General features: G+C 38.3%; 21 protein-coding genes. 17 read left to right on the forward strand and 4 right to left on the reverse strand.

Annotated elements, in window-relative coordinates:
- The first annotated feature begins 57 nt into the window (after positions 1 to 57).
- Complete coding sequence (locus BUC20_RS21735; protein WP_073233144.1) at positions 58 to 948, forward strand: polysaccharide deacetylase family protein; 891 nt, start codon at positions 58 to 60, stop codon at positions 946 to 948.
- 32 nt (positions 949 to 980) lie between these two features.
- Entirely contained in the window at positions 981 to 1,844 is an 864-nt protein-coding gene (locus BUC20_RS21740; protein WP_073233145.1) for a polysaccharide deacetylase family protein, read from the forward strand.
- Here the strand turns inward: BUC20_RS21740 and BUC20_RS21745 are convergent.
- The 3 genes from BUC20_RS21745 to BUC20_RS21755 all read right to left on the reverse strand — a co-directional run bounded on the left by BUC20_RS21745 (position 1,837) and on the right by BUC20_RS21755 (position 3,525).
- Entirely contained in the window at positions 1,837 to 2,289 is a 453-nt protein-coding gene (locus tag BUC20_RS21745; protein ID WP_073233146.1) for a 3-oxoacyl-ACP synthase, read from the reverse strand. The genes BUC20_RS21740 and BUC20_RS21745 overlap by 8 nt on opposite strands.
- Positions 2,290 to 2,292: 3 nt before the next feature.
- Positions 2,293 to 2,871, reverse strand: a complete 579-nt coding sequence (locus tag BUC20_RS21750) for a nitroreductase family protein (protein WP_073233147.1) — start codon at positions 2,869 to 2,871, stop codon at positions 2,293 to 2,295.
- 69 nt (positions 2,872 to 2,940) lie between these two features.
- On the reverse strand, positions 2,941 to 3,525 hold the full coding sequence (locus BUC20_RS21755) for a hypothetical protein (protein WP_073233148.1): 585 nt from the start codon (positions 3,523 to 3,525) through the stop codon (positions 2,941 to 2,943).
- Between the two features lie 90 nt (positions 3,526 to 3,615).
- Between BUC20_RS21755 and BUC20_RS21760 the strand changes: the two genes are divergently transcribed.
- Positions 3,616 to 5,238 carry an ABC-F family ATP-binding cassette domain-containing protein gene (locus BUC20_RS21760; RefSeq protein ID WP_073233149.1) on the forward strand — a complete coding sequence of 541 codons (1,623 nt, stop codon included), beginning with the start codon at positions 3,616 to 3,618 and terminating at the stop codon, positions 5,236 to 5,238.
- 166 nt (positions 5,239 to 5,404) lie between these two features.
- Positions 5,405 to 6,079, forward strand: coding sequence for a glycosyltransferase (locus BUC20_RS21765; RefSeq protein WP_159441142.1), 675 nt, complete (start codon positions 5,405 to 5,407; stop codon positions 6,077 to 6,079).
- A 22-nt stretch (positions 6,080 to 6,101) separates the two neighbouring features.
- On the opposite strand, the gene BUC20_RS21770 is transcribed toward BUC20_RS21765, so the two are convergent.
- Positions 6,102 to 6,689 carry a hypothetical protein gene (locus BUC20_RS21770; protein ID WP_073233151.1) on the reverse strand — a complete coding sequence of 196 codons (588 nt, stop codon included), beginning with the start codon at positions 6,687 to 6,689 and terminating at the stop codon, positions 6,102 to 6,104.
- Between the two features lie 166 nt (positions 6,690 to 6,855).
- Here BUC20_RS21770 and BUC20_RS21775 point away from each other — a divergent pair, with 166 nt between their 5' ends.
- The 13 genes from BUC20_RS21775 (at position 6,856) to BUC20_RS21835 (ending at position 17,949) form a co-directional block, all read left to right on the forward strand.
- Positions 6,856 to 7,578 carry a glycosyltransferase gene (locus tag BUC20_RS21775; RefSeq protein WP_073233152.1) on the forward strand — a complete coding sequence of 241 codons (723 nt, stop codon included), beginning with the start codon at positions 6,856 to 6,858 and terminating at the stop codon, positions 7,576 to 7,578.
- A gap of 56 nt (positions 7,579 to 7,634) precedes the next feature.
- The gene (locus BUC20_RS21780) at positions 7,635 to 7,895 is read left to right on the forward strand and encodes a hypothetical protein (protein WP_073233153.1); all 261 of its coding nucleotides are present in this window, start codon (positions 7,635 to 7,637) and stop codon (positions 7,893 to 7,895) included.
- 47 nt (positions 7,896 to 7,942) lie between these two features.
- Entirely contained in the window at positions 7,943 to 8,584 is a 642-nt protein-coding gene (locus BUC20_RS21785; RefSeq protein WP_073233154.1) for a glycosyltransferase family protein, read from the forward strand.
- 62 nt (positions 8,585 to 8,646) lie between these two features.
- On the forward strand, positions 8,647 to 9,309 hold the full coding sequence (locus tag BUC20_RS21790) for a glycosyltransferase family 2 protein (RefSeq protein WP_073233155.1): 663 nt from the start codon (positions 8,647 to 8,649) through the stop codon (positions 9,307 to 9,309).
- 29 nt (positions 9,310 to 9,338) lie between these two features.
- Positions 9,339 to 10,004 carry a glycosyltransferase family 2 protein gene (locus BUC20_RS21795; protein ID WP_073233156.1) on the forward strand — a complete coding sequence of 222 codons (666 nt, stop codon included), beginning with the start codon at positions 9,339 to 9,341 and terminating at the stop codon, positions 10,002 to 10,004.
- Positions 10,005 to 10,015: 11 nt separating this feature from the next.
- Complete coding sequence (locus tag BUC20_RS21800) at positions 10,016 to 10,303, forward strand: hypothetical protein (protein WP_073233157.1); 288 nt, start codon at positions 10,016 to 10,018, stop codon at positions 10,301 to 10,303.
- A gap of 171 nt (positions 10,304 to 10,474) precedes the next feature.
- Positions 10,475 to 10,717 carry a hypothetical protein gene (locus tag BUC20_RS21805; protein ID WP_073233158.1) on the forward strand — a complete coding sequence of 81 codons (243 nt, stop codon included), beginning with the start codon at positions 10,475 to 10,477 and terminating at the stop codon, positions 10,715 to 10,717.
- Between the two features lie 467 nt (positions 10,718 to 11,184).
- Entirely contained in the window at positions 11,185 to 11,430 is a 246-nt protein-coding gene (locus BUC20_RS21810; RefSeq protein WP_073233159.1) for a hypothetical protein, read from the forward strand.
- A gap of 153 nt (positions 11,431 to 11,583) precedes the next feature.
- Positions 11,584 to 11,826, forward strand: a complete 243-nt coding sequence (locus tag BUC20_RS21815) for a hypothetical protein (RefSeq protein WP_073233160.1) — start codon at positions 11,584 to 11,586, stop codon at positions 11,824 to 11,826.
- A 115-nt stretch (positions 11,827 to 11,941) separates the two neighbouring features.
- Positions 11,942 to 12,184: a hypothetical protein gene (locus BUC20_RS21820; RefSeq protein WP_073233161.1), complete on the forward strand. Its 243-nt coding sequence runs from the start codon at positions 11,942 to 11,944 to the stop codon at positions 12,182 to 12,184.
- A gap of 117 nt (positions 12,185 to 12,301) precedes the next feature.
- A complete protein-coding gene (locus BUC20_RS21825) occupies positions 12,302 to 12,880 on the forward strand; it encodes an RNA polymerase sigma-70 factor (RefSeq protein ID WP_073233162.1) in 579 nt (192 codons plus the stop codon).
- 55 nt (positions 12,881 to 12,935) lie between these two features.
- On the forward strand, positions 12,936 to 14,105 hold the full coding sequence (locus BUC20_RS21830; protein ID WP_084529143.1) for a FecR family protein: 1,170 nt from the start codon (positions 12,936 to 12,938) through the stop codon (positions 14,103 to 14,105).
- A gap of 223 nt (positions 14,106 to 14,328) precedes the next feature.
- Positions 14,329 to 17,949, forward strand: coding sequence for a SusC/RagA family TonB-linked outer membrane protein (locus BUC20_RS21835; protein WP_234994572.1), 3,621 nt, complete (start codon positions 14,329 to 14,331; stop codon positions 17,947 to 17,949).
- Positions 17,950 to 17,955 lie beyond the last annotated feature (6 nt).

Below are 17,955 nucleotides of genomic sequence, written 5' to 3' on the forward strand. Positions count from 1 at the left end.
ACAGATTTTATGAGTAAATCAGGATTGATTTTTTAGTTTTGTATCAAATACTTATTTATGAAATATTACTTCTTACCCCTTTTCGCTGCGGCAGTAATTTTTACTGCAGGATGCCAGTCAAAATCACAGAGCAACGGCGCCGGCAAAAACACGAAAGATTCCCTGACAGCCACTACAGATGGAGGAAGTACTCCAGAGGCTGGAACCGCTCCCGCTGCTACCGGCGACATCTCTAAAATGAAAGTTGCCGATGCAAAAACTATTCTTGCACGTAAGCAGGTACCGATCTTATGTTACCACCAGGTGCGCGACTGGAGAGCAAAAGACTCCAAAGCAGCCAAAGATTATATCATTCCTATTGCGACCTTCAAAGATCACATGAAAATGCTGGCCGATAGTGGGTATCACACGATCCTTCCTGATCAGCTTTATGATTATTTAAACAACGGAACAGCCTTACCAAGCAAACCAGTTATGCTGACTTTTGACGATACCGACCTTGATCAGTTTACCATTGCCGCACCGGAGATGAAAAAATATGGTTTTAAAGGGGTGTTCTTTGTCATGACTGTTTCTATCGGCAGACCGAATTATATGAGTAAAGATCAGATAAAATCTCTTTCCGATATGGGCCATGTGATTGGTTCTCATACCTGGGATCACCATAATGTTAAAAAATATCAGGGACAGGATTGGGTAACTCAAATTGAAAAACCTACTAAAACTCTGGAAGAGATCACCGGAAAGGACATTCACCATTTCGCTTATCCATTTGGATTGTGGAATCCTGAAGCTATTCCTGAACTTAAAAAAAGAGGGATGAAATCTGCATTTATCCTGGCCACTAAACGTGATGAAAATGATCCTTTATTTACCATCAGAAGAATCATTGCCAGCGGTTACTGGAGTTCGAAAACATTAAGCAACAGCATTAAAAACAGCTTCTAAGCTGATCATCTATCTCCTGAAAAAGAAATAAAATGAAAAGTACCTTATTAAAACTGGCCGCATTCTCAGCATTGACCCTTTCGGCTTGTGTTGGCAATAGTCAGGCGGGCAAAGAAACTTCAGCTGCAGGAAAAGACACTGCTGCAACAGCTGCTACAACTACAGGCAAAGACAGCCTGAGCAGCAAAGCTGCTACTCCGGCAGAAGTGATTGCAAAAAAGGAAGTTCCTGTCCTTTGTTATCACCAGATCAGGGATTGGAAAGCAAGTGATTCCAAGCGTGCGCATGACGACATCATTCCTCCGGCAAATTTCAGTCAGCATATAAAAATGCTGGCAGACAGTGGTTACCATACCATTTTACCTGATGAGCTTTATGACTACCTGAATTATGGTAAAAAGCTTCCGGAGAAACCCATCATGATCACTTTTGATGATACCGACCTGGATCAGTATACCGTAGGTGCCAAAGAATTGAAAAAACATGGTTTTAAAGGCGTATTTTTTATCATGACGGTTTCTATTGGCAGGCCCCGTTACATGAGCAAAGCTCAGATTAAAGAGCTTTCTGATGAAGGACATGTGATTGCCAGTCATACCTGGAACCATAAAAACTTTGCACAATTTACGGATGAAGACTGGGAGATCCAGATTGATAAACCTACCAGAACACTGGAAGCCATCACCGGAAAAAAAGTGGAGTATTTTGCTTACCCTTATGGCGTATCCAAAGCAGAGAACCTGCATAAGCTGAAAGAACATGGCTTTAAAGCAGCCTTTATCTTATCTACCAAAAGGGATCCAAACTATCCTTTGTTTACGATCCGCCGTATTATAGATCCCGGAACTTATACTGCCCGAAATCTATATAACAGCATCAACAAAAGTTTTAAATAATATCATTGAGGAGATAATCTTTGCCATTAAAAGCAAAGGTATCTCCTTTTTGCTTTCCGATCAGCAGCTTGCCGATTGGCGAAACCGCAGAAATAGCGAAAATGCTTTCTCCGTCAAGTTGGAGCTGTCCGGCACTAATGCTGATGTAAAACGTCCCCTGGGAGGTATACGCCAGGTTCCCATTTCTCACCCTATCATTTCCAGGTGTATCTTTAATGGAGTTTAAAAGCTGCAGGTTTTGCTGTGCATCCATCAACAGGCTTTTGTTCCTGGTAATGTCCTGCTGCATCATCTCTCTTGTCGTTTCAAATTTATCGCCGGCACTGCTTTTCGTATCGTCGTTACTGGCTTCACGTGCCTGTTCCAAAGCCGTCTCTGCAGTCTGGATTCTTTGTTCTATAAAGCTCAGACAAAGGAGGTATAACTTTTCTTTAATATCCTGCATAAATTATGATTCTACCCATTTGACCTTATCTTCGATTGGTGTTCTTTTGGCTTCTCTTGGTTCCTCATTATGGTATCCCATATAGAAAAGTCCGAAACACTTCTCCCGATCGTTCAGGTTTAAGAATTCTTTCAGGTCTGCAATCATTCCAGGTGAACTCCAATAAGCACCAATGTTTAAGGCTTCAGCAGTAAGCGCCATGTTCTGCACTGCACATGCCAGCGCTGCCAGTTCCTCCCATTCCGGGATTTTATCCCCATGCAATTCAGCGTTTAAGGCAATGATGCAATTGGCTTGCGCCGCTTTTTCCAGAATGCTATCGTATTTCTTTTGCAGGAACTGATGCTCAGGCATGGTGGCTTTATACAATCTGGCCAATTCTGCTCCCAGTTTCATTTTGCCTTCATTTCTGAAAACAGTGAAACGCCATGGTTCCGTTAATTTATGTGTAGGCGCATAGTTTGCGCTTTCCAGAATTTGCCTGATCAGTTCAACAGGAATCTCCTGTGCGGTGTAGCTTACCGGGAAAATGCTGCGGCGACGTTTTATGATGCGACTAAGGATATCTATTTCTTTTTCCATAATTCTTAATGAGAATGTTGACAAAAATAGTACTTCTCCCCTCTTAATTGTTTGCCCTAAGTCATTGTTTTAAACATTGATTTTTTTGAGGGCTTTTTTGACTTGTTTTGCCCTTCCAAAAAAGGCAACTGTTTCCTGATCTTCCAGATGGGCGATGGTTTCCAGTAACTCGTCTTTTATCCAGGTATAACGCGGTGCAAGATTCGCTAATGTCTGCATGGCATGGACCTTTGTAGCCACCAATACTTTTTCGTCAATCAGCCAGCTGAATAAAATATCGATTACAGGCTCAAAGTTGGTTTCTGCCAACTGCCCTTCCTTTAGCCCTGTCGCATGCTTACTGGTCAGGTAGGCTAAGATCTTTCCATAATGGCGCATACAACTCGGATTTTTCTGTTCCGGGAAACGGCTGAGCAAATCGTCCAGGTGATCTCCGGCACAATGGTGGTTCATAAAGATGTATTCCAGTGTCCAGGCTGCCCTAAACCCCACCTCCTTCTTCGGATGGAAGGTAAGATCAATCAGGTCTTTGATCTGAAAATATTCTTCATCGCCTTCTGTTGAAAACTTCTGGTCTGCAATTCCGCTGAGGATTTCCATCATTCTGGCTTCCATAGAAGCGCTCAGTCTTGCTGTTAATTTATCCCTGGTCACGTCATTAAAATTTAAAGATCAAAACTAATAAATCCTCATTCAAATCATTTTATAAATTATAACTACCTTTGCGGCTTATTTTTCAGCAATATGATTTCAGTTTCAAACTTATCCCTCCGTTACGGAAAACGTACCTTATTTGAAGATGTGAACCTAAAATTCACTCATGGCAACTGCTATGGGGTGATTGGGGCTAACGGCGCAGGTAAATCAACCTTCCTTAAAATTCTTTCAGGTGAAGTAAACCAGACCTCTGGTAGTGTCGCTTTTACTCCTGGTGAACGTATGGCAGTTTTAAAACAAAACCACTATGAGTTTGATGAATTTACGGTAATTGAAACCGTAATGATGGGTCACAAGGAATTGTACGATATCATGAAGGAAAAAGATGCCATCTATCTGAAGGAAGACTTTACAGATAAAGATGGTGAACGTGCGGGTGAGCTGGAAAACAGGTTTGCAGAAATGGACGGCTGGAACATGGAAAGCAATGCTGCAACCATGCTGAGCAATTTAGGAATCAAAGAAGAACACCATTACAAACAACTAAAAGAACTGGATGGTAACCAGAAAGTACGTGTGTTACTGGCACAGGCTTTATTTGGTAACCCTGACATCCTTTTACTGGATGAGCCTACCAACGATTTGGACATTGATACCATTGCATGGTTAGAAAACTTCCTTGCAGATTATCAAAGCATCGTATTGGTGGTCTCTCACGACAGGCACTTCTTAGATGCGGTATGTACACATATCGTTGATATTGACTTCAGCAAAATGAGCATTTACTCGGGTAACTATACCTTCTGGTATGAGTCGAGTCAGCTTGCATTGAAACAACGTAGCGATCAGAACAAAAAACTGGAAGAGAAAGTTAAAGAGCTTCAGGAATTTATTCAGCGCTTTAGTGCGAACGCTTCGAAATCGAAACAAGCTACTTCACGTAAGAAAGCTTTAGATAAAATCGATATTTCAGAGATCAAAGCTTCCAGCAGAAAATACCCTGCAATTTTGTTTAACAACCTGGGCAGAGAAGCCGGAGATCAGATCTTACAGGTAGAGAACTTATCGAATAGCTTGAATGGAGAAGTGATGTTTAAAAACGTTAGCTTCATGGTGAATAAAGGCGATAAAATTGCCGTTCTTTCTCAGAATAGCCTTGCCACTACTGCATTTTATAATGTATTGACAGGTCGTGATAAAAATTATACAGGAGAGTTTAAATTCGGAGTAACGATTAATGTTGCTGATATCCCGAATGACAATACCCCTTACTTTGAAAATAAAGATGAGAACCTGGTAGACTGGTTACGCGAGTATTCAGGTACCGATCAGGATGAGCAGTTTGTAAGAAGTTTCTTAGGTAGAATGCTGTTCTCTGGTGAAGAAGTATTGAAAAACGTGAAGGTTTTATCAGGTGGTGAGAAAATGCGTTGCATGTTCTCGCAGATGATGTTGAGACATGCGAACTTATTGTTATTTGATGAGCCAACGAACCACCTGGATTTAGAGTCGATCACGGCGTTAAATAATGGATTGAAGGATTTCAAAGGGACAGCACTGTTTACTTCACGAGATCATGCTTTAACGGAGTCTGTGGCTACAAGGATTATCGAGTTGACTCCTAAAGGAGTAATTGACAAGATGATGAGCTATGATGAGTATATTACAAGTGAGGATGTAGCTCAGTTAAGAGCAGAAATGTATAAATAGGCATTAAGTTTATAAGTATTTAAAGGGGCGTTTGCCCCTTTTTTCGTTGCACCTCATTTTTAGCTAAAAAACAGGCTCTATTTCTTATAAACCAATTTGGGACATTTGTCCCTCCAAGCAGCCAATAATCTCCCTTATATTCGTTTAGAGTATCATGACTAATATAATGGAAAATTCAGCACCTCTAATTTCATGTATTTGCATCACGAATAACAGTCCACTTTCACTGCAAAGATCTTTGGCTTGTTTTGAGACCCAAGATTATCCAAATAAAGAACTGATCATATCATATCCAAAAAATGATTATTTAACTCGATTTATTGTAGATCAAATTACTTCCATTTCAGATATTACAATTTCACGAATAGAACATTCAGAGAACGAAAACCTGGAGATCACCAGGAAGAATATCCTGGCTATAGCTAGTGGTGATTTCCTATGCACATGGAATCCAAATAGTTGGCACAACACGAACAGATTAAGCCTCCAGTATGAAGCTATCAAAAACACTCAATTTATAGCAAGTATTTTGACGCACATTACGCTTTTTGACATTAAAAGTAAACAAGCTTATTTTTCAAATCACTTTATTTTTGAAGAAACCTTGCTATTTGACAAGAGAACGCTTCGCTGGAAGGAGTCCTCGTCCGGTTATTTATCAGACAACAATCTTCTTTTTCATATTAAGAATAGCCCTTATTCTTACATCTATATTATTTCAGACACTAATCGTAATAATGAAAGAGAATCAAGTCCTATTCTATCAGAGTTACCTACTGCAGATGAAACAACTAATCAGGAAATATATGAAATAACCAGTTTGGAATTTTACAGGCTTTAACTTACCGTATATCTAATCAAAATTAAACCAAACCGGCCTCAGAAATCCCAAGTACAACTTCTATCCAGCCATTTTCAATTATATTTCTATCTTCCAGAAGTTGTATAATATACAAACTAATAAGCCTTCCATTTCCTTCTATAATTGTATATGGCCCTTTCTGGTTCTTGGCAAACAAAGTAATCCCTGACAACTGAACTGGTCTATTATTATCTCTCATTGTTTCTGCTATATAACTAATTCGTTCATTCAGTTCAGGATTTTTTCTTAAGATATTCGCAGCATAACAAACACGGTAAGTATAATTACTAATGGCAGCCAATTCACGTACAGGAAGTACATTTAATTGATTAAACGATATTTTATCTACCATAAGCAATGCCTTATACCATTGGGTATCCTCAGGAATAAAATCCAATAAAGATAGATGATGCGATTTCAAAACACTGAAAATCGCTTTTCTTTCCAGTTCCAGATTACCACTTTTTAACCAGGCAAGAACCTGTTTCAAGGGCCCTTCGTTTAAAGCATTAAGAAATTCGCCACAAACTTCACCTACAGCCCAACAACGCATCATTTCCTGTTTATTAATTCTTTCAATCAGCATCATCAATTCTAATTTACTTGTAAACCTTCATTTTAATATAAACCTAAATTAGAACAACTTTAAAAAGTTTAACAAAGGAGTTTAATTATGGGACATCTGACCCTATAATCCAAATTTCTTTAACGGTAAATTAGATTTAATCAAAAAATCTCTTTAAAGAATTTCCAAAATGAATTCCAAGCATCCATTAATTTCGTGCATCTGTCTTACCTGGAATAATGAAGCCAACCTTCAACGTGCTCTGGTTTGCTTTAAAGGTCAGGATTATCCCAATACTGAATTGATCATCGCCTATCCTGACAACGATAATAAAACCAGATCGATCCTTGATCAGATTATGAATATTTCACCAATGAGGATTATACGAATAGAACATCCAAAACAAGAAAATAGAATTACCACAAAAAACAATGCGATCAATATGGCAAATGGTTCTTTTATATGTATGTGGAAGGATGAACATTGGCATCATGTAAACAGAATTTCAGATCAATACAGAGTAATCAGGAACACCCCATTCCTTTCCAGTGTATTGATGCATATCCTGATATTTAACGTTAAGAACCAGCAGACTTTTCATTCTGGTTATCGGCCCTGGCAAGATACATTATTCTGCGAAAAACAAATGATGCTTCAGGCTTCTTATACAAAAATAGAAAGAGAAGATGACAGCGTTGTTATTGATTTCTTGTCTTATCATAACAAATTATATCATATTACTGAAACCCCCCATTTATATGTTTTGATATACTATGGAAACAAGCATTATAAACAATCGAACTCCTATAATTATTTTCTAAAAAGCGAATTTACACCAGAAATTAACCAAACGGTGAAGGAACTTATTAATCCTGACCATTATGCGATGAATAATCAAAACTGGGACATTTGACCCTTTTTCAAACACTAGAACTTGGTTAAGTTTAACACAAAATTAAAACCCAAATTATGGCTAAATCATGGTATGTTTATACTGGATTCGGAGACCCGCTTTTGACCACCAGTTATGCAAAAATAAAGGTTAAACCCGTAACCTCTTGCGGTAATCAAATCTGTGCAATCTATGCAGAGGGAGAAAACTTCCGTCCCGATATTCCTCTTTCCCAAAATATGACTTCTTATATCAAAAAGGCTCTGATTACAGGGCAACTCCAACCAGAAATTCCTGATGCTAAAAAATATGTTTATCTCAGATATCGCGAACCTTAATTTTTAACAAAGTGAGACTAAGCTACCCGTTAATTTCCTGCATTTGTATGACAAGCTATAAAAGCAGTATACCTCAAAAAACTATTGATTCTTTTTCCTTACAAAATTACCTAAATAAAGAGCTCGTTATTTCCTATTCCAAAAAGGATTTACAGACAAAAGAGCTAATCAAAAAAGGATTAGACATAGGGATTCGTATATTGGGTGTAGAACAGGAATCTAACGTCAATATATGGCATCAGGCTGTATCAAGGAGTCACGGCGATTATATCTGTATCTGGAATCCCATAGATCTACACCATCCCAGTCGGCTTTCATTTCAATTCAATAGTATGGCGGGGCAAAATTACGACGCAAGTATTTTAACAAGGATCATATTGTTCGATCCCAAGACAGGACATTCTTATCTTTCCATTCCACATCTTTGGATAACCACCTTACTAAGTAAGAAGAGTATTTTCACAGAAATCAAAAAAAACAATATTGATGATTGCACAAGCCTTGTAGGCCGTTTATCCTCTGCTCATCTCTTATATGAAATAGATAAGAACCCATTTCTATATGTGTACATTCCACATCATAGAATTCATCAGTTTTGTGAATCTCCGGATTTCTCCTCCTCCAAAGAGAGACCACTGACAGATAAAGATCAAAACAAGATGTTTTCTGCTGATTTTTGGGACTTTTGACCCTACAAAGCCGAACAGCAATTTATTAATTTTAAGGTAATCAATAATTAATCATAAAAATTATGACCGAATTACCACTTGTATCTTGTATCATGCCAACTGCCAACAGGCAAAAATTCATTCCTCTGGCACTGGAGTACTTTCTAAATCAAGACTACCCTAACACAGAACTCCTGATTATAGATGATGGCATCACACCCATAGGCAATATCATTCCCGAAAACCTTAAAATAAGATATTTCTACTCCAGTCCATTGGGAACTATTGGTACAAAGCGAAATTATGCCTGTGAAAGAGCAAAGGGTGAAATCATTATGCATTGGGACGACGACGATTGGTATGCACCAGACTGGATTAGCAGACAAGTAGCTCATATCAGCAAATCAGATGCTGATATTACTGGCCTAAATCGCGTTATGTTTTATTCTCCTTCGGTAGAAAAACGCTGGATCTATGAAGATACAGATTCAGAAAAGCCCTGGATCTGTGGAGCAACAATGGCTTATCACAAATCTTTTTGGCAAAAGCATCCTTTTATTGATATCCAGGTTGGGGAAGACTATGATTTTGTATGGAACTCAGGAGCCAAGATATCAGCTTTGGATTACACTACCGGCTTCATATCCATTCTCCATGCACACAATACAAGCATAAAACCTGTAGAAAACATCCGCCACAAAAAAACAGGAGCAACCTGGAAAGAACCAACTAAAGAAAATACATAATTATGACATCCCCACTTGTATCTTGTATTATGCCTACGGCTAACCGGCAAAAGTTTATACCGCTTACTGTCGAATACTTCCTCCAACAGGATTATAAAAATGCAGAACTGATAATTATTGACGATGGAAAAGAATCAATAAAGTATCTAATTCCAGATCACCCCAAAATCAGATATTTTTACACATCTCCAATGAGTACTATTGGAATCAAACGTAATTACGCCTGTGAAAAGGCAATCGGGGAGATCATCATACATTGGGACGATGATGATTGGTATGCATCAGACTGGATCAGCAGACAAGTAAAGGCATTGGAAGAGTCTAAGGCCGATATTTGTGGATTAGATAACATTACCTTCTTTTCTCCTCTGGTAGGCAAATTCTGGAAATATGTAGATAGTGGAAATGAGCGTCCCTGGTTATCCGGTGCGACGTTTGTCTATCGAAAAAGCTTCTGGAAACAACATCCCTTCAAAGACCTGCAGGTTGGGGAAGACTATGATTATATATGGAATTCAGGAGCTTCACTTTTTGCACACAACTATCATGATGGTTTTATAGCTACCCTCCATGCAGGGAACACCACCTTGAAACCCTTTGAGGACCCAAGACACAAAAAACATGCAGAAAGATGGATGGAAGTTGAATTTCGCGGGAAAGCCGAAAACCTTGAAAAGAGTAGGCAAGACAAATAACGAATGTATTTATGCCCTGGTATCAATTTATTAACAACAACATGGACATCTGTGATCCTCAGAGTTACAAAATTCTTGAGCAGGCACCAACAACGACTGATGGCCCCTATTTATGCGCAATCTTCGCCGATGAAATCCCAGGCGATCCTGACCAAAAACCTGATCTGGAAGGAACGCCCGGATTGTTATTTTATATTATCCGAGCACTTGCAAAAGGGAAAGGGCAACCTGTATCAGTCTTTCCACCGGTTCCATTAGAAGTAAAAATGTCTCCATTTCCTGCTTCTGGAAATATCTGATAAAAACAAACCAAAAAGGCTTATTTGGGGACTTTTGACCCTATTAGAGCACTTAAAACTATCGTAAATTAGTATTGTAATTATAAAAAAGGGAAAAGCTGAAAACCTTTAACAGAGTAGGCATTCACTAAAGTTTTTGCTGTTTTTTGATTTAGAAAAACATCTTATATTATGGCATGGTATATTTACAATGGAATAGGTGATCCTTTTATCCCCTCCAGTTACGTTAAAACCACAATAACCCCAACCTGTACAAATGGCTGTATCATCTGTGCAATTGACCTGGTAGATACCACAACTGTTCCAACCACGGCTTTTAATCAAAACAGAATTGATTATATCGCAAATGCTTATGCGAGTTCCGCAGAGCAGCCTGCGGGTTCTACAATATTTGTTAAGTTAAGGTGTACTTAATAGAGTCACGTATTCTTGAAAGTTCTTGCAGTTTCTTTTTGATTTAGAAAAACATTTATAATATGGCTTGGTATATTTACATAGGTATAGGCGATTCTAGTATTCCATCCAGTTGCATTAAATCCACCTTAAATCCGACTTGTATAAACGATTGTATTATCTACGCAATTGATCTGGTAGATAATACTATTGTTCCAATAACTCCTTCCAACCAAAACGGAGTCGAACGTATTTCAAATGCTTATACTAGTTCACAGGTACAACCGTTTGATTTTCAAATTTATGTTAGGCTAAAATCAAAATGTTAAAAGATGAGTCATCTGGCCCTGCTACATCACTTAAAACGATCGTAAATTAGCAATAAATTACACTAAAGACTCCAAAAGAGGGAAAAGCTGAAACCCTGAAAAGAGTAAGCATCCATTAAAGTTTTTGCTGTTTTTTGATTTAGAAAAACAGTCTACAGTATGGCTTGGTATGCATATAATGGTATAGGAGATCCTTTTATTCCATCCAGTTACGTAAAAACAACAACAAACCCGACCTGCACAACAGGGCCATTCGTTTGTGCGATTGACCTGGTAGACAGTACTACTATTCCGACTACCGCTTTTAATTACAACAGGTTGGATTACATTGCCAATGGATTAGCGACTTTAACGCCTCAACCAACAGGCAGTCAAATCTATCTTTACCTGAAAGGGTGTTTTTAACAAAAAATTAAGATAGTACAACACCGACTATTAATAGTAAAGAATATTTTTTGCCAACCAGCAAAAGAGAAAGGGGAAAGCTGAAAACCCTGAACAGAGTAAGCATCAATTAAAGTTTTTGTTGCTTTTTGATTTATAAAAGCACCCTATAATATGGCATGGTATGCATATAATGGTGTGGGAGATCCTTTTATCCCATCCAGTTACGTAAAAACAACAATGAATCCAACTTGCTTAGGCGGGTCTTCAGTTTGTGCAATCGATCTGGTAGACAGTACCACTATTCCGACTACCGCTTTCAACCAGAATAGATTGGACTATATCGCCAATGGATTAGCTACTTTAACAGCACAACCAGCAGGTAGTCAAATCTATCTTTACCTGAAAGGTCAATAAGCTAAAGCAATACCGCTAAATAGCAAAGAATAAAGGGGAAAGCTGAAAACCCTGAACAGAGTAAGCATCAACCAAAGTTTTTGTTGCTTTTTGATTTATAAAAGCACCCTATAATATGGCATGGTATGCATATAATGGTGTGGGAGATCCTTTTATCCCATCCAGTTACGTAAAAACAACAACAAACCCAACTTGTTTAGGTGGTTCTTCAGTTTGTGCGATCGATCTGGTAGACAGTACCACTATTCCGACTACCGCTTTTAATCAAAACAGATTAGACTACATTGCTAACGGATTGGCTACTTTAACAGCACAACCAGCAGGTAGTACAATCTTTCTTTATCTAAAAAGTTTGTAGTACATTTTAACAGTTGCTTTAAGCCCAGGAATGAATTATTCCTGGGCTTTTTGTATTATACAAATAAATATTTATTATTGCTTTAAGCTCAATCTTCACAATTTAAGCATTCACATTATGAACTCATATCATTCATTAACTGATATAGAATTAACCAGCCTGCTTAAAGGAGGAGATTACAATGCTTTTAATGAAATTTACAATAGATTCCAGGGACTTTTATTTATCTATGCTTGCAAAATAACAAAAGATAATGACGAGGCAGAAGATATTGTTCAGGAAGTATTTCTTTATTTATGGGATAAGAGACTAAGCATAAAGCTACATTCTACCATATCTTCTTACTTATACTCTGCAGTCCGATATAAATTCTTCAACCTGCTGGACCACAAAAAAATCAGAACGGACTATAGAGTCTCTTTTCAACACTTCCTTAATCTGGGAGAAAATATCACAGATAACTACATCAGAGAAAAAGAATTCAACACCCTCATAGAGAAAGAAATATCAGCTTTACCGGATAAAATGAGGGAAGTATTCGAGTTAAGCAGAAAATTAAATCTCTCCAGAAAAGAGATTTCAGCCCAATTAAATATCTCAGAAAAAACAGTCAAGAACCAAATAAATAGTGCTTTAAAGATCCTTAGAAAAAGATTAGGACTATTCGCTTTCTTAATCTTATTATTAAATAGATAATTTTTTCAGTTTGACATAGGCCTAATTCCATTTATAACTTACATGATATCTATACATGAAGTTTATATTAAGTGGAAAAATGAAAAACCATCCTCCTGAAGAGCTTGTGCATAAATACAATTTGGGTATCTGCTCTGAAGAAGAGCGGGCGCTGGTGGAAAGCTGGCACCTGAAAGAGATTTCTGATGCGACCGAGTTGCCCAGCACTAAAGATATATGGAATGCGCATAAAAGAATAAAAAAAGCATTAGCCGTACAGACCGGAAACAAAAATAAGTCCCCAAATCCCATTCGTTTATGGATTCGTCTATCTGGAATCGCTGGTGCAATTTTCATCATCTCAATAATTGCATTTCTATATCTAAAATCCAAAACAACTCCTGCAACTATTAATCATTCGACAGCAGCAAAAAATGACATTCTCCCTGGCTCTTTTAAGGCCGTTTTAACTCTCAGTACCGGACAAAAAATCACGCTAAATAAAAAGTATTCCGGCCTGATTGCCAAACAAGGAAAGACCAGCATCAGGAAAACTATCGACGGAAATTTAATTTATGACCATCATTCTCCCGGCGAGGAACCACAAATGATGAACACTTTGGAAACCCCACCAGGAGGCGAATACCAATTAACACTACCTGATGGTACAAAAGTTTGGCTCAATGCAGGTTCTTTGCTTACCTATCCAACATTCTTTAATAACAAAGAGCGTAAAGTAGAACTCAAAGGTGAAGCTTATTTCGAGGTAACAAGGAATGTAAAATCCCCGTTCAAAGTAGTCAGCAAAAACCAGGTTGTAGAAGTGTTAGGTACACACTTTAACATTCTTGCCTACCCCAATGAAGAGAAAAACAAAACTACTTTATTAGAAGGAAGTATCCGTATTTCCAGTGGAAAAGCAAAAAAGAAATTAAAGCCGGGACAGGAGGCTATTATAACAACCTCCACAAATCAGGATATCCTGTTAGAACCAGCAGATCTTGAAAAAAATATAGCCTGGAAAAACGGGGAATTTATTTTCAAAGGAGAAGATTTAAAAAATATCATGAAACAAATCTCCAGATGGTACAATGTGGAAATAGTCTATCAGGGGAAATATGACCAGACGAAGTATTGGGGTGCAATTTCGAGAACAAAAAATATATCCGCAGTATTAAATATGCTACGAGCAACTGGTAAAGTTAATTTTAAAATTGAAGAAAGGAGAGTTACAGTTATGAATTAATATCTACTCAGCAAAATGAAATAAAAACCGGAAGTGTTGACGCACTCCCGGTCTATTTGAATTTCAGCAATCAAGAAATTAAACTTACTTACCAAAGCAGTGTACCTTATACGCTCATAGACAAGGTGGTACACTTGCAAAACTCAAACAGACCAAATGTATGAAATTTTACATTAATTTTTCATATAGGCCATTCGCCCGTATGACTAAAATTCTGCTCGTTATGAAACTAATCATTGTTTTAATGACCGTAGTAGGCTTGCAGATCAGCCTTGCCGCTGATGCGCAAAAGATTAACCTCTCAGAAAAAAATGCGCCACTGGAAAAAATACTCAGACAAATCAGACAACAGACCGGGTATGATTATTTCGGGGATATAGAATTGATAAAAAACGCCAGGAGAATAGACATTCAGGTTAGGAATGCAAGCCTTGAAGAGACCCTCCTTCATTGTTTTATTAATCAGAACCTGACTTACACCATTGAGAGTAAAATCATTGTCATAAGAAACAGTAAATCCAACAACTCTGATGATTCCGCAGCTGTTTTGAAAGACATTGAAATCACAGGAAAAGTAGTTGACAATAAGGGGCTTCCCCTAAGTGGTGCTACGGTGACAATAAAACGCAATAAAAAATCTGTGATGACAGATATCAATGGTATTTATAGACTAACAGTAGAGCCGGGCGACGTATTAATTATTTCATACATAGGCTATGATAACAAAGAAATTAATGTGTCTGACATTAAAGCCGGCTCTATATCTAACATCAGCCTGATTTTGGCCGCCAACAAATTACAACAAATTGAGATTGTCAGTACCGGTTATCAGGAGTTACCAAGGGAGAGAGCCACCGGCTCCTTTGAATTGATCACTAAAGAACAATTGCAACACAATACAAGCCCAAACCTGATCAAGCGCCTCGAAGGCATTACAAATAGTATGGATTTTAACAATCAGAATCAACCGAATGTATCCAGTAGTACAGGATCAAAAAGATCTCCCTTACTAAATTTAACGATTCGCGGAAAGAATACATTTCTCCCTGTGGGTACCGGAGTAGATCTAAGCAGTAATAGTGGACAACCCCTGGTCGTTATTAACGGAATTGCTACGCCCTACTCAATTGATGACATCAATCCAAATGATGTAGAGAGCATCAGTATTTTAAAAGATGCTGCATCTGCTTCCATTTGGGGCTCTAGAGCTGCCAACGGAGTGATTGTAATCACAACTAAGAAAGGAGGTTACAATCGGCCAGCTTCCGTTTCATTGAGCAGTAACTTTAACATAACGGATAAAATTGACCTGTTTGACAGAAATCTGATGACTACATCTGACTATATAGACGCACAGGTATTGGCTTACAATAATAAATACGACCCGGCCAATCCCAATGCTTACCTGGAAGATCCTGTAGATGCCCTTTACGCACAGTCCAATATCCCCCTGGTTGCAGAAATCATGAACGACCGTAAGATGAACAAAATCACTGAAACAGAAAAAAACGCGAAACTAGATGCCTTGAGGGGATTTGATGTTCGTCAGGATTTGAACCGTTATTTTCTCCGTAAGGCCTTTACGCAAAGTTATTCCTTAGGTGTTGAAGGCGGAACTAACCTTTTCAATTATCGTTTGTCAGGTGGATATGATGACACTAAGAACAATACGATTAATTCAGCCTCAAACCGCTACTCATTTAATCTGAATACGTCAGTCAAAGTGCTAAAAAATCTTACTACACAAGGGCTGATTAACTATACACAAAATAATAGCCATGATCAGGCAGGTGGAAGCTTGATTATAGGAAACAGCCAAACCAATGGCTTTGAGCCCTATACCCGTCTTGCCGATGACCAGGGTAATCCACTCCCTGTGGTGAGAGGGTACAGACCTATCTATCTGAAAACATTTGCCACTGCTCATGGAAACAAAGTACTTGATATGACCTGGAAGCCTTTGGAAGATATCAATCAGGGTTATTCCAAAATAAAAAGAGAAAGCCTCAACGCGAACCTGAACCTGGCTTATCAGATCAGTCCGGTATTTTCGGCAAATTTTAGTTATAACTATAACAGGGGTCTGGAGGAACAGATCGATATGAGGGGCGCAAATACTTATTATATGCGTGAGTTGACTAATATATTTACTACTGGACCAGATTATGCTGACCCAATATTTGGGCCACAGCCCTACAAACGCTTAATTCCACTCGGAGGGATGTATACCCCACTTACCCTTAAATCAAATAACCAAACACTTCGTGGGCAACTAAATGTAGAAAAAACCTGGAATGAAAGACATCAGTTATCTGCCATTGGAGGTATCGATGTAAATCAATTCTATCAGTCCAGCAAAACTGAGCAATTTTATGGCTATGATGAAAACACTTTGGCGACAAATAATAACATCCCATTTGGCACATTTTACATGCGCTTAATTCCTGATCCTCAAAGTGGACTCTCTATTGGCCAGATTCCTTTCGCTGCTTCACTCTCGGACTTCAGAACACGTGCTCTAAGCTTTTATTCCAATGCGGCCTATACTTTCGACAAACGGTACACCTTATCAGCAAGTGTCCGGAATGACATCTCTAGTGTGTTTGGAGAAGGTACAAATAGAAGAGGCTCTACTTACTATTCCGTTGGAGGAAGCTGGAATATTGCCAATGAAAAATTTTATAAAGTAAGTTGGTTGCCAAATTTAAAACTAAGAACAACTTATGGATATAATGGAAATGTAAATGCAAATATCCTGGCAAAACCACTATTATCGTACATACAAACCCCTTCCACCGTTACTCAACTTCCTTTTGCTACGACCGCATTTGTCAACAACCCTAAATTACGACCAGAGCGCTCCGGCATTCTAAATCTCGGTCTTGATTTTGGATTAAAGAATAACCGTTTAAGCGGAAGCATAGAATATTATAACAGAAAAACAAAAGACCTGGTTGCTTCAGCTGGCTTAGACCCAAGCACCGGATATGCCATACAGGATTATAACGCTGCAAACCTCCATGCATCTGGAACCGATATTACACTTAACTCAATCAATCTGGAAACAGGTAAATTTCGCTGGAATAGTAATTTACTATTTAGCCACAATCAGGTTAAAATCACCAAATTACTATCCCCTACAGCAAATACCCCCCTTGGTTTCGTCACTTCTGCCAGAATAGAAGGTTATAGCCTCTCCCGCATTGCAGCATATAGATGGGCAGGTCTTGATCCAACTACTGGTAACCCCATGGGTTATGTTAATGGGGTGGCAACACCTATAACAGGCGACAATGCCGTTTTCATTGCTCTTAACAACTCTCCTTTAGCCAGTACTACACGCTATTTTGGCTCTGCAGTACCTGTTTATTATGGGGCATTCCGCAACACTTTCAACTATGGCAATTTCTTCGTTTCTGTAAATTTCCTCTATAAACTCGGTTATTTCACAAGAAGGCCACTCTCTGAAACAATGCGTTATGACCTGCTCCTCAGCTCCAATATTCTGGGTGCAGGAGAATACGCAAACAGATGGCAAAAACCGGGAGATGAAAAAACAACCAATGTCCCTTCATTTTTACTGCCAACTAATTCGAACAGAGATCTTTTCTATCAATATGCAGAAATTAATGTGATCAAAGCCGATCATATCCGGCTTCAGGAGATCAATTTCGGATATACCTTAAAAAAAGTAAACACATTTATTAAAAACCCAAGAATCTATGCTAACATAAACAACTTGGGAATCATCTGGAGAGCCAATAAACAAGGAATTGATCCTGAAGCATCTGATTATCCTCAGCCACGCATTTATAGTTTTGGATTTAGCGCAAATTTTAATTAAAAAAGA

The sequence above is a fragment of the Pedobacter caeni genome, assembly GCF_900129215.1.
Lineage (GTDB): Bacteria > Bacteroidota > Bacteroidia > Sphingobacteriales > Sphingobacteriaceae > Pedobacter > Pedobacter caeni.